At 41.8% G+C, this 13,587-nt stretch carries 10 protein-coding genes; 7 read left to right on the top strand and 3 right to left on the bottom strand.

Annotation, left to right across the window (positions count from 1 at the left end):
* Window positions 1-11: 11 nt before the first annotated feature.
* Window positions 12-2,474 (top strand): DNA internalization-related competence protein ComEC/Rec2, encoded by a 2,463-nt coding sequence (locus tag F897_RS13675; protein ID WP_005236709.1) that lies wholly within the window; start codon window positions 12-14, stop codon window positions 2,472-2,474.
* Here F897_RS13675 and F897_RS13670 read toward each other — a convergent pair.
* Window positions 2,463-3,437 (bottom strand): lysophospholipid acyltransferase family protein, encoded by a 975-nt coding sequence (locus F897_RS13670; protein WP_005236707.1) that lies wholly within the window; start codon window positions 3,435-3,437, stop codon window positions 2,463-2,465. The two genes, F897_RS13675 and F897_RS13670, sit on opposite strands and share 12 nt — an antisense overlap.
* A 127-nt stretch (window positions 3,438-3,564) precedes the next feature.
* Here F897_RS13670 and sppA point away from each other — a divergent pair, with 127 nt between their 5' ends.
* Together sppA and F897_RS13660 are read left to right on the top strand one after the other, a co-directional pair.
* A complete protein-coding gene (gene sppA, locus F897_RS13665; protein WP_005236706.1) occupies window positions 3,565-4,587 on the top strand; it encodes a signal peptide peptidase SppA in 1,023 nt (340 codons plus the stop codon).
* Window positions 4,584-5,387 carry an alpha/beta fold hydrolase gene (locus F897_RS13660; RefSeq protein ID WP_005236704.1) on the top strand — a complete coding sequence of 268 codons (804 nt, stop codon included), beginning with the start codon at window positions 4,584-4,586 and terminating at the stop codon, window positions 5,385-5,387. Before sppA ends, F897_RS13660 begins: the two co-directional genes overlap by 4 nt.
* Before the next feature lie 64 nt (window positions 5,388-5,451).
* On the opposite strand, the gene purN is transcribed toward F897_RS13660, so the two are convergent.
* Window positions 5,452-6,081, bottom strand: a complete 630-nt coding sequence (gene purN / locus F897_RS13655) for a phosphoribosylglycinamide formyltransferase (RefSeq protein ID WP_005236703.1) — start codon at window positions 6,079-6,081, stop codon at window positions 5,452-5,454.
* Window positions 6,082-6,087: 6 nt separating this feature from the next.
* Window positions 6,088-7,158 (bottom strand): phosphoribosylformylglycinamidine cyclo-ligase, encoded by a 1,071-nt coding sequence (purM, locus tag F897_RS13650; RefSeq protein WP_005236701.1) that lies wholly within the window; start codon window positions 7,156-7,158, stop codon window positions 6,088-6,090.
* Window positions 7,159-7,293: 135 nt separating this feature from the next.
* Between purM and cxpE the strand changes: the two genes are divergently transcribed.
* The 4 genes from cxpE (at window position 7,294) to F897_RS13630 (ending at window position 13,576) form a co-directional block, all read left to right on the top strand.
* Window positions 7,294-8,514: a chloramphenicol efflux transporter CxpE gene (cxpE, locus tag F897_RS13645; protein ID WP_004784626.1), complete on the top strand. Its 1,221-nt coding sequence runs from the start codon at window positions 7,294-7,296 to the stop codon at window positions 8,512-8,514.
* A 15-nt stretch (window positions 8,515-8,529) separates the two neighbouring features.
* Entirely contained in the window at window positions 8,530-9,234 is a 705-nt protein-coding gene (gene hda, locus F897_RS13640) for a DnaA regulatory inactivator Hda (RefSeq protein ID WP_004784623.1), read from the top strand.
* A 121-nt stretch (window positions 9,235-9,355) separates the two neighbouring features.
* On the top strand, window positions 9,356-11,155 hold the full coding sequence (rbtA, locus tag F897_RS13635) for a rhombotarget A (RefSeq protein WP_004784622.1): 1,800 nt from the start codon (window positions 9,356-9,358) through the stop codon (window positions 11,153-11,155).
* 9 nt (window positions 11,156-11,164) lie between these two features.
* On the top strand, window positions 11,165-13,576 hold the full coding sequence (locus tag F897_RS13630; protein WP_005236698.1) for a CSLREA domain-containing protein: 2,412 nt from the start codon (window positions 11,165-11,167) through the stop codon (window positions 13,574-13,576).
* Window positions 13,577-13,587 lie beyond the last annotated feature (11 nt).

The raw sequence follows: 13,587 nt of genomic DNA, 5'->3' as shown, positions 1-13,587 counted from the left end.
AGAAAATCTTCATGTTGCAATGGCTGTGTCTGGGCTGCATTTTAGGCCTAGCCTGTATGGGAAAAAATTTCCTTAATATCCAGTTAAATCCAATAACAGTCATATTTCTCGCAGTACTTTGCTATCTGTGTAGTTCTAAATGTAATGCGATTCTGAAAAAGCCCTTACATAAAGGATTGCTGGTAGGCACCTGTATTCTAATCGGGATATTTCTGGGACATGGTTATGCCAATCAACAGCTCAACAAACGGCTATTAAATGTCGAGCATGAAGTACAGCAAAAAGACATTATCGTTTATGTTAAACGCTTGAATAAACTCGGTGATCAATCTATACAGCAGCCTTTGGAAGTATTAAACCTCGATGGACGCACCGTGACCTGGATGGGTTTTCTATCTGTAAATCCTCTCAATACTTCACAACTATCAGCGAATCATGAAAATTTAAATACGCTTGAACTGGGTCAGTATTACCGGCTGCAAGGTCAGGTACGTCCTAATCACAGTTATGCAACGCCCGGTGCTTTTGATGCTGAAAAATGGGCACTGCAACAGAATGTGATGGCCGGTTTCCGGATCAAGCAGATAGAGCAACTTGATTCAGCTACTGTTTCTACACTGGGGCATAGTCAGTATATTCGAGAGCAAAGAGCTTTAACTCAGCAATTTCTACTTTGGGTAGAACAAAAACGGCTGCAATTAAGAGAGTTCATAGCAAAGCAACCTGTACAAAATAAAGGTCTGCTTCTGGCTTTGCTCACCGGAGATGAAAGCCTTTTAAATCCTGCAACTGAGCAGCAATTTCGACGTATGGGGATGAGTCACTTACTCGCGATTTCTGGCCCACATGTGCTGATCTTTGCCCTGATGGTCTGCTCCGTACTTCGATTATTCATTGCTCGAAGTATGCCTCAGCTTTATCTAAGATGGCCACGCCAGTATTTTCTGGCTTTGCCTTTTCTGTTTTGTGTGGTGCTGTACTGTGCCTTTGTGGGTTTTGAAATCCCGGCAATCCGCACTCTGCTGATCTGTATGATTGGCGTTCTTCTCATGCTGCTCCGACAAAATCTGCAGGCTTTAAAACTTCTGATTCTGAGCGCTGCCTTACTGTTATTCATTGATCCCTTTAGTATCTTGTCCGCGGCTTTCTGGCTGTCCTATGGGGCTTGTTTTGTATTGCTCAGAATTTATCAGACCATTCAACAGCGACCATCCGAGCAAAATCAGACAGCAATACAAAAACTGTATTTTGCAGCTAAAGTGCTGGTGGAATCACAGTGGAAAATCTTTCTCGCTTTATTTCCTTTAATGATGCTGTTTTTTAAGCAGATTGCTTGGATCACGCCGTTCAGCAATCTGGTCGCAATCCCTTGGATCGGTCTGCTGATTGTACCGGCCGATATTCTGGCAGCGATGATATTTTTTATCGCTGAACCGGTGTCAAGCATGCTATTTCAGCTTAATGATCTGTTGCTGAATATCCTATTGGGCTTCTTAAATCTGCTGGATCACTGGTTTAAACCGCAGTTAATACCAGTTGCGATGAATCTCTGGATGATTGGTCTATGCATCCTGTCTTTGCTGATTTTATGCTTACCACGTGGAGTATTACCAAAATCCTGGATAGCTGTCGCGGCGGTACCAATTTGTATTCCTCAATTCTATCATCCACCATTTCAGCTTTCAGTGCTGGACGTCGGTCAAGGACAGGCGATATTCCTTCGTCATGAAATCCATAACATGATGATCGATATGGGCGGTTATTATGATGAGGAAAAATTTAGTATTGGAAAGCAGGTAATCATGCCATTTCTGTCGGTACAGGGTGTTTCTCAACTGGATCAACTAATTTTAACGCATCTGGATCAGGACCATAGTGGTGCTTATCACAGCATTAAAGACCAGCTCAAGATTCAGAATATCTATGCCAATGAAGTGACCGACACTGCAACCGCTTCAAACTTTCAATTATGTTATCAGGGACAGCAGTGGCAATGGCAGAATGATCTGCAGATTAGGGTCATTGCACCAAAACTAGAACAATTAAATACCGCTAATTTCAATAAAAATGACCTGTCTTGTGTGGTCTATTTGCAGCTCAAAAATGCCTGGCCTTATCAAAGTTTTCTGCTAATGGGAGATGCAGGTTGGCAGACTGAATATCAGTTACTCAAAGACTATCCAGATTTAAAAGTGGATGTTTTGGTATTAGGCCATCATGGCAGTCAGCACAGTTCAGCTTATCAATTCTTGCAGCATTATCGTCCTAAACTGGCGATTGCGTCTGCAGGAAGATTTAACCGTTATGGTCATCCAAGTCAGTTGACTCAACAGCGTCTCAAAGAATTGGATATTCCTTTATTGACTACAGCCGAGCATGGTAGTTTGCATTTCTCTCAGCAAGGAACTCAAATCATTCTAGAAACTGAAAGAAGTCGCTGGAAATGGTTACAAAAACAAAATCTAACTGACTGATTCTACAGATAGTTTAACAGGAGCCGGATTAGAAGTTCTTAACTGGTTCACTTTGGACAAAGCTTGGTCATGATCAAGCTTATAAATATTTCCCAGATCTTCGTGAGCTCTAAAGCGTTTATAGCTCCAGTGGTAATGTTCAGGATGACGCTGAATTAGGTTTTCAATCGTGTTGATGATGATGCCTGTACCCTGATTAGCATCTCCCTGATAAATTTCTTCATCTATGGCTTCGATATGAATATCAAAGCCAGCATCCTCATTACGCAGGGCATAAAGGAACAGGGCACGAGCTTTAGTTTTCTGGATTAGCTTGGCGCTCAGATTACTGGTAGCTAGAGGAACACCAAAGTAAGGAATATATTCACCGCCAACGTTGGGTGTATGATCCGGCAGAATGACAGTAGTGCCACCTTGCTTCAATGCCTTGAAAATCTGTCGTACACCAGACTCATCTGTCGGCACCAGATTGGCCTGTTCGCGGCTACGAGCTGCACGTACAAACTGATCCGCTGCCTGATTTTTTACAGGCTTATACATGATGGTCATTGAAGTGAATTGTGCAATATAGGCATTCATGATTTCCCAAGTGCCAAAGTGCGGCACAATCAATACCAGACCTTTATTTTGTGCTAAGGCTTCATGTAGTAAATCTTCGCCTATAACTTTATGCACTCTCTCAATATTTTTCTGATTACTCGAACCCCAAATACTAAAAAATTCAAAATAAGACATCAGTTCATTGCGAATCGCAGCACGGGTAATCCGTTCTCTTTCCTGGTTCGACAGTTCAGACAAACTGATCTCAAGGTTCAGGCGAATTACATCAGAAGTTTTAGAAACCTTAAAAATATTAACGATTAAGGCAAGAATCCGCGCAATCCATCGGGAAACTGAAAGCGGTTGGCGGCTAATATATTTGAGTAAACCGTAAGCTGAATTCTTTGAGCTGCGTTCAGTCATTGAGTTGTAATATTGATAAAATAAAAAAGAATAGCATTTATTATAGGCGAAAACGGTTTCTTTAGACAGAATTACCCTTTTCGGTGTATATAATGGGTTCAATATAAATTAATTTATTGGATTATTTATGTCCGATTGGCCACCAAAACCTGAAAATCAAATACAAAATACGCAACAACCAGTTCAACCGACTGGCCCCGAATGGAAACTGCTGGAAAAAGCAGTTTTAGCTTCAGTAGAAGAGCAACGACGGGCACGTCGCTGGGGGATCTTCTTTAAATTTTTAACCTTTGCTTATCTGCTGGTTGTCATTCTTGCGCTGGGTAAAGGCTGTAGCATGAGTGCTTCTGATCCGAGTGCAGGCGCAGGTGCACACATTGCTGTGGTTGATATTATTGGTACGATTGCCGCAGACAAGCAAAGCGTAAACAGTAGCAATACCATCAAATCACTCAAAAAAGCCTTTGAAAACAAGCAGAGTAAGGCTGTTGTTCTAAATATTAATTCACCGGGTGGTTCACCAGTCCAGTCAGATGAAATCTGGCAGGAAATCCAGTATCTGAAAAAACAGTATCCTGAGAAAAAACTCTATGCCGTAATTGGTGATACCGGAGCTTCTGGTGCTTACTATATTGCATCTGCTGCAGATGAAATCATTGTCAATCCATCGAGTCTGGTCGGTTCAATTGGTGTGATCATGCCGAACTATGGTGTGAATAACCTGCTGCAAAAACTTGGAGTTGAAGACCGCACCATGACTTCAGGTGAAAATAAAGCTTTACTGTCAATGACACAGCCGGTTGATCCTGCGCAAAAAGCGCATGTACAAGGCGTACTGGATAATGTGCATGGTCACTTTATTAATGCTGTAAAGCAGGGGCGTGGAGCGAAATTAAAATCGACTGATCCTGCTATTTTCTCAGGTCTGTTCTGGACTGGTGAACAGGCGGTAAAATTGGGTATTGCAGACCGTATTGGCAGTTTAAATACTTTGAAGCGCGAACTAAAAACTGAAAAAGCACTTAACTACACCATTGAATATAGCCCATTTGAGTCAGTACTGGGTCGTATGGGCTCATCGATTGGTGAAGGAATTGCAACTTCAGTGTCACAGAAACTTCAGTCAGAAAATAAAACGACATTACAATGAAACCATTGATTCATTTTGCGCACGCCAATGGTGTGCCATCTAAAGTCTATCAAAAGCTGTTTGAAGGACTGCAAGATGATTACGATATTATCTATGTGCCGCCATTAGGGCCTGATAAGCGTTATCCGATTGATAATCACTGGAAAAGTCTGACTCAGCAGGTGATTGACAGTATTGTACGTCAGTCTCATGGACGTCCAGTGATTGGTTTGGGGCATTCATTAGGTTCAGTCCTGAGTTTTCAGGCCTCCTTACAGCGTCCGGAACTTTTTTCGCAAATGATTATGCTTGATCCACCGATGATCATGGGTAAAGAAGCCTTGGCGTTGCATATTGCAAAAACTTTCCGCTTAAAAGCACTGGACCAGATGTCACCTGCAGGTTTGTCGAAACGCCGTCGTGATCATTGGGAGTCTCGGGAACAGGCAGCTGAACTGTTACGTCCAAAAGGCTTTTATCAGGATTTTGATGCAGATTGCTTCCAGGCTTATATTGACTATGCCTTAAAGGATGATCCGGTTCGAGGTGGAGTTGAACTCACCATTCCTAAAATGGATGAAGTAAATATCTTTAGAACTAATCCATCGCTATGGTGGTTACCTCAGGCTAAACCAAAAGTACCAGTGCATCTGGTGGTTGCCAAGAAAGGTCCATTTTTGGCGCGCAGATTTCCGCAGCAAGTGCAAAAGAAATTTGGCATTCCATTTACAGTGGTAGATGGTGGGCATATGTTCCCATTGGAGCAGCCTGAGCAAGTCGCAAGTCTGGTCAAACAACTGATTCAGCAACAGTCTGCTTAAAGTTCATCTCATCTAAAGAAATAAAAAAACGCATCCGAGGATGCGTTTTTTTATATTTGGACTTTTAGAATTTGCAGAATTGAACGGGTTCCTGCATTTTTGCATTACGGTACAACACACCTTGTTCAGTATGCTGAATTGTCCCATTACAGATCCATTCTACCACTTGTGGGTAAATCAGATGTTCCAGTACATGTACACGCTGAGCTAAAGTGTGAGTCGTATCTTGATGCGATATTATTAACACACCCTGTGCTAAGGCTTGCCCAGCATCCAGTTCGGGAGTGACATAATGCACTGTACAACCATGCAGAACATCACCGGTATTCAGGACGCGCTGATGGGTATGCATGCCTTTGTAATATGGCAAAAGGGAAGGGTGAATATTCAGCATTTTCCCTTCCCAGGCTTTCACAAATTTTTCACTTAAAATTCGCATAAAGCCCGCAAGTACCACTAGATCAACATTCCAGTCCAGAAGCTGCTGATGCATGACATCATCAAAAGCTTCCCGGCTTGGATACTGCTTATGTTCAATGACTGCAGTCGGAATTCCTGCTTTATGAGCGCGCTCTAAAGCAAATGCTTCAGGCTTGTTGGAAAGCACCCCGACAATTTCTCCTGACAGATTGGCATCAATCAGGGCTTGCAGGTTCGATCCACTGCCTGAAACAAGTACAGCAATTTTAATCATGCGAAATTACGCGAAGATCACACGGATTTTTTCGTCAGCGCCTTCTACAGACTCGGCATTATCTGCAATGTGACCCATTGCCCATGCTTTCTCGCCCAAACCGTTGAGTAACTCTACAGTTTTGTCTGCTTCTGCTGCATCAACAACAAGAACCATACCTATGCCACAGTTAAAGGTACGATACATTTCGAACTGCTCTACACCGCCTTCACTTTGAAGAAGTTTGAACAGCTCAGGCCACTCCCAAGAAGATTCATTTACGACTGCTTGAGCACCGTTTGGTAATACGCGAGGCAGGTTGCCTGGTAAACCGCCACCAGTGATGTGTGCCATTGCATGTACATCAACCTGTTTTAGCAGTTCAAGAATCGATTTTACATAAATGCGTGTTGGCTCCATTGCAACATCAGCAAGTGGACGACCATCAACGATTTGATTCAGGTCAACATTTTTAACTTCAAGAATTTTACGAAGCAAAGAATAACCGTTTGAATGTGCACCCGAAGATGCAACACCAATGAGTACATCACCCGCTTTTACTTTAGAGCCATCAATAATTTTGCTTTGCTCAACTACACCGACACAGAAGCCTGCAAGATCGTAATCTTCACCTTCGTACATGCCTGGCATTTCAGCAGTTTCACCACCAACCAGTGCACAGCCAGCAAGTTCACAGCCAGCACCGATTCCTGTTACGACATTTGCAGCCACGTCCACATTTAGGTGACCAGTCGCATAATAGTCCAGGAAGAAGAGTGGTTCAGCACCACAAACGAGAAGGTCGTTCACACACATTGCAACCAGATCTTGACCAATGGTGTCATGACGGTTCAAATTCAGTGCCAGACGTAATTTTGTACCAACACCATCTGTGCCTGATACGAGAACAGGTTCTTCATAACCTTTAGGGATTTTACAAAGGGCGCCGAAACCGCCTAATCCGCCCATTACTTCAGGACGTTTAGTACGCTTAGCGACGGACTTGATTCGGTCGACTAACGCGTCTCCCGCTTCAATATCGACACCTGCATCTTTGTAGCTTAAACCAGTGTTTGGGGTAGAAGTTGAGTTGCTCATAATGAAGTCTCCGCATTCGCGCGGGGGATTATAACCTGAATATGCAAAACTCTTATGGTATTTATGCCCTAAAATGCTATCTTTATTAAAATATTTTACTTTTTATAACGATTAATAGAGAGAAGGCGAAACTTTATGGTAGATCGCACATTGCGTCGCGTGTTTATCCTAGCTGGGATAGCTTTGTTGTTGTGGATTCTATATTTACTAAAACCCGTTGTAATTCCATTTGTTGCAGCGTTTTTAATGGCTTATCTGTTCAGCCCGCTGGTAGATAAACTGCACGATATCGGTCTGCCACGTTGGCTCTCTATTAGTATCGTTTTTACTGGAATCGGGATCGTTATGATTCTGGCGATCTGGTATCTGGTCCCGCTGATCTGGCAGCAGCTGATTTATGCGCGTGACAATATACCTGCGGTCATTGGCTGGATTAATTCAACCTTTTTGCCGTGGCTGTCGAATACCTTCAATGTCGTTGAAATGGAAATTGATACCACACAGATTTCTGATGTGGTCATGGACTATGTGCAAACCAATTATAGTGCCGACAGCATTCAGGCCTTCCTGCTACGCCTTGCACAATCTGGAATTAACTTTCTGCAGATTGGCGGTACGATTGTCCTGATTCCAATTATTGCATTCTATTTCCTGCTGGATTGGGATCGTATGCTGGAAAGCTTACGTCGCCTGATTCCACGTCCTTATGAACAAAGTACATTAAGAATCGTCGGTGAATGTCACAGTGTACTTGGGGCCTTTGTGAAAGGACAATTTCTGGTAATGATTCTGCTGGGGATCGTTTATGCGATTGGTTTGCAATTGATTGGTCTTGAAGTTGGTCTGATTATTGGCATGGTGGCAGGTCTGGCCAGTATTATTCCTTATCTGGGATTTGCGGTCGGGATTATTGCAGCTGTCATTGCGACCTTTCTGCAATTCGGGATTGACTGGTGGCAACTGGTTCTGGTGGGTATCGTATTTATGGTCGGTCAGGCAGTAGAAGGCTATGTATTACAGCCATTCCTGCTCGGCGATAAAATAGGTTTATCTCCAGTTGCTGTGGTTTTTGCGGTATTGGCGGGCGCACAACTGGCTGGCTTCCTGGGAATGCTGATTGCTCTACCAGTTGCAGCGGTAATTGTGGTTCTGCTGAGACATGCACGTGAATATTATGAATGCACATCATTTTATGGCAATCAGGCAGTCGTTATGAATGATCCGGCTACAGGTTCCATAAGCGTAGAAACTTCAGACTTAGATGTTGATATTGAAATGAAAAAGTCAGAAGCAAAACCACTGCAAGAGGGAGAGAAATCAAGTAAGATGGATGTACCTCTTCATAAAGACTCATAAGGCCATCAGAATCATATGCGTCAATTGCAGCTAGATATAGAACCTCAACTCGATGCCCGAATTAGTGATTTTTCGGGCCCGGGATGGGGTCATGTAATTGACGCAGTCCGACAGCTGCATGCAGGCCTAATCAGCCGCTTTTATGTGTATGGTGGAGCTGGAACAGGGAAAAGTCACTTACTCTCTGCCATTTGTGATTCTTATCTGGAAATCGGCAAAACCGCTATACAGGTGTCTTTGCTGGAACTTCTGGATGCACCCACTGAAGCGATTACTTCACTGGACCAGTTTGACTTGATCGCACTGGATGATATTGAAGCCATTAGTGGGGTTCCACACTGGCAACGCGCCGTTTTTCACTTGATTAATTATAATGATGAAGGCGGTGGTCAGTTGGTATTTTCTTCCCGTTTTGCGCCCATTGAATTAAAACTTGAATTGCCTGATTTGCAGTCCCGACTCACGCAGGCAGTCAGTGTTCGTGTCCCAAATGGCAGTCTTTATGCTGACCGATTTGCCTTGGTATCCTCGGTATTGGACCGACGTGGTATTCATCTTGACCCACAGATTTTTGATTATTTGCTGAATCACGGACCACATCAAACTTCCGTACTTTTGCAAACATTAGAACAGATTATTCAATTACTTAAAGGCGAAAAGCTGAAAGTCAGCAATGCTAACCTGCGGCAGATTTATGCATTAATTGATGAATATCGTTAAATTATAAAACATCTTGAGTAATTACTCAGTCTATGCGAAAGTAAGGCAAAATAATTCGCTGTTGCAAGGAAGATGCAACTTTAGAAGAAAAAGAAAGAAATAAAAAATTAAGGAGAAGGGTATGCTCAAGAAGAGCATAGGCATGGCTTTGCTATGTATGGCGGGGCAGGCATATAGTGCAGAAATTATTGTAACTACCACAGAAGACATTGAAAAAGATGACAAGGAATGTTCACTTCGAGAAGCTGTTGAATATGTGAATCGTGGCCTGGCTAAAGAAGGTTATATGGGCTGTGGTGGCGAAAATGCTATTGGCACCATTATCTTAAAAGAAAAAACGACCTATGTACTGAATAAGCATATCCCGATCAAGAAATCAGTAACGATTAAATCTATTGCAGAAGTAGATGGTGAATTTAGTAGTACCGATAAGGTAATGGGGTTATATAACGCTCATATTCAAATGAAAGGGACAGATAATCTCTTTCGTATTAGCAATGATGAAGAGTTGATTCAAGTCAATTTAAAAGAACTCGACCTTGAAGGTTGCGGTAAAAGCAGCTGTGCCGAACAAGGTGGCCTAATTCATAATAAAGGTAAATTGATAATTGATTACAGCCGCTTATACAAGGGGGCTGCGAGTCAAGGTGGTGCCATTTATAATGTGGGGAAATTTGGCCAGAATCTGATTGCTTTTGCCGAAATAAAAACCAGCCTGATTGAAAATAATCAGGCGCAACAGGGTGGCATACTCTATAGCCAGCTTCCATACTTTCTGGTCTATCAAAGCGTTTTAAAGAATAACCAGACGCTTAATAATAATACTAGCAATATTTATACAGCGGGCCAAGTCGATAATCCTGCCGATATTCAATCCATTAATGCTGAAGTCCTAAGCAGTACCCTGTTAAAAAATAAGGGAGCACTGATCAATGTGATTGATGGGGTGGGAATCAATAACCTGACAATAGTGGATAATACGGGTACAGCACTACGTATGAATGCCCCGAATGGTAAAGCCTATGTGGCGAATAGTATTATTTTAAGAAATGGTACGCAGGATTGTCAGATTGAAACTACGGATAAAAGTACGATTCACAATAATCTAGTGACAGCATCTTGTGGTACAGGTGATGCTGCGTATCCAAACCAGATCTGGACAGGTACTCGCTTGTTTGCAGAGGCTTCAGATCAAAGTGAAGGTGTCTGTCTAAATTTAAAACAAAATAATGATGCTATTCTATGTCCTTATAGCGTTCCTAAAGATCAGTTCTTGGGCTATCTACGTCCTCGTATCCTGTTGAATTATAATCAGGTCAGTGATTCACCGATTGTAAATAGAGGGACTAGCTACAATAGCAGCAATCCTTCAGTAAGCTGTGAGGCGGCAGACCAACGCGGTGTAGACCGTTTACTGGATAACTTATTTTGTGATCGTGGTGCGATTGAAATTACAGTTCCAACATCTACCAGTCTGGTTGGACAGGATCTTCTAAAAGGAGAGACTGCAAAGTTTTCAATTGAATCTGCTTTAGGAGATAGTGATTTAATCCCTAAAGAACAATGCAATAATATTATTGGAGAGAATCCAAAGGGTGAGCCTTGGCAAGATGGCTGCTTACAGGTTATCCAAACCAAAACTGTTTCCAAGGGCAAAACAGTCATTGATATTGATGGGAATGTGGTTTATACCCCAGATTCACAATGGCATGGTGCTGACATTTTTGAAATTCAGGTAGTTACTTCATCTACACGATTTAATAAGTCTAAACCGTATCTGGTTTTAAGTACCCAGATTGTACAGGAACCCAAAAATGAAATGAAAGACAAGTCTGTGAAAACCTCTGGTGGGGCATGGGGAATCGCTGGCTTAATGGGCTTGATAGGGTTGATCGGCCTACGTCGCAGATTAAAAGATTAAGGAAAAATCATGAAAAATTATAAAAAAGGACTGCTTGCAGCCATGATTTTATCTGCCATGAGTTTAATGGCAGCCGAAGATAAAACCATATATGTCACTACATTTGCTGACGAGGATGGGGAAAATACCAGTGCGTGTTCCCTGCGTGAAGCTATTAAGACGGCCAAGCTGGATAAATCCTATGGAGGGTGTAATGTTGGCCGTACATTGCGTAATGACGGTTCCGCTCCAGATGTCATCCAACTCGAAGCTGGGGAATACAAACTCAATAGTGAAATTATTGTTGAATCCCATGTCAATATTTTGGGAAAATCACCCTTCAATTATACTCAAAGAAGTCCTATTACCTTTTTATATCCAATACGTGAGGCTTTAACAACCACCATTTCAGGCCAAGGGAAAACCCGCTTATTTAATACGGTCGCTAGCCAAGCCAGCATGGTGGTAAATGGTATCATCCTGAAAGATGGTTATGCTGCAAAAACTAGTCTGGATAAAGGTAATGGTGGAACATTTTATGTCGCCGGTCCTCTAAGCCTCGTGAATAGTGAAATTGTAAATTCACGAGCGGCTGCAGAAGGGGGAGCAATTTATGCAGTGGCAATGAATAATGAAAAAATTATCAGGATTCAGGATTCCTTAATTCATCAGAATAAAGCAGCTACATATGGCAGTGTTTTGGCCATGGATTGTGTGGGGAATTTGGGCAGTACAGAGACCAAGCTAGAAATTAGTGCAAGCAGCATTGTCAAAAATGGTTCTACTGATACGGCCAGTATTCTGGACTTTTGTGGTTATGCCAAAGCTGATATTAGTAACTCTACAATTGCAAAAAATACGACCAGTGCCACAGGTCATATTTTCCGAATGGCCAATGAAATCAGCCGTCCATTAAGTTCTTTCTTCACTTTTAGTGCCATTAATAACACGATTGTCGAAAATACTGCTCGCTCTACCATCTTTTATGACAATACTGGTAATTCGAGTCTGGCTTATAACGTGTTGGCCTTTAACCAGGGCTTGTCTTGTGAATATGCCTTGAATGGTGGAAACCCAAGTAAAGAACAGGATGTAGATTTATTTACTGCTTATAATGCGATCCATACAAGTGGTTCCTCGCGCTGTGTGTTACCTGAATTGGCAGAAAATAGTGTTTCAACGAATATTGATGTATCCAGTAATCAGATCACTGATCTGTTAACTGCTTATATCGAACCTTCTGTAAATAACCGTTATTTAGGGATGTATTATCCTATTGATCGACAATCGAATACAGATCTGGTCAATATTGGTACAGAAAGTTGTGAAGAAATTGATCAGCGTGGAATTGAGCGGTTAACTAAGGCAACATTGTTATTTAATCCGGATGCAAAAAATTCTTGTGAAATTGGGTCGATCGAAATCCGGAACTTAACTGCAGCAGATATTTCTGGTCTAAAAAATAGTTCTTTAACAGAGTTGCTGGATTATTATCAGGATAATATTGATGATATTAATTCTATTCTGGCAGATAAGAATACAAAAACTGAAGAAATACAGGGCTTAAAGGAAGAGCTAAAAGAATATGAGGATCTTTTAAAATATACCAAGCAATACCAGAAATATCGTGCCATATACGTTAATCCATTTAGTTTGGTCATGCCTCAAGAAACTTTAAATAATACTCAAGTACAAGCTAAAGCATTAAATTCACAAAATTATGAAATTACAGTGCAATCTTTAGGTGTAGGGTCTTTATCTGGATCAGGCAGTTCATTAATTGTTCAAGGTGCGCCTAATGACCCAAATTTAAAATGTGAATGGAAGCCTGATTTAAACCGTATCATGATGTATCGTACTGATGGCAAAGTAACCAGTCTCTCGGATACGGAGTATTGCCGTTATACAATTAAAGACAAGCAGACAGGTGCCAGCAGTACAGGTATTTTGCAGGGCGCATTTGTAAATATTAAACCGATTGTAAAAAATGACGAATATAGAATTAGCGCAGAAAACAATCTGACCGTAACTGTGAATCCCTTAGAGAATGACAGCGATGACGGTGATGGTCCACGGATGAATGGCAAGGCTGCTTTCTATCGTGATAAAGATGGTCGTGAGATTCCAATTCGTATTGTCAAGCTTCCTGCTGGAGTAAACCTTTCTGCAGAGCGAGAAGGACCATGCCCAGGGAATTTTGCAGGAGAAACCTGTTATGGTGGAAAATTAACCTTTAGTGTGAAAAATACTTTTAGTCAGTCAGATTATGATATGCAGTATCATGTTTTTGATGCGGATGAGTTGATGTCAGATACAGCTAGAATTAACTTAAAAAATACGGCTAAAAATACCAATACATCATCAAGTGGTGGTGGTTCATTTGGAATTTGGGGATTGTTCGGATTATTAGGTCTGGCAGGATATCGCCGAGTTAGAAAATAATTGCAGTATGA

The organism is Acinetobacter variabilis, from assembly GCF_000369625.1.
Lineage (GTDB): Bacteria > Pseudomonadota > Gammaproteobacteria > Pseudomonadales > Moraxellaceae > Acinetobacter > Acinetobacter variabilis.
Note: the sequence above shows the minus strand (reverse complement) of the source record. Positions and strands in the feature narration are given on the sequence as shown.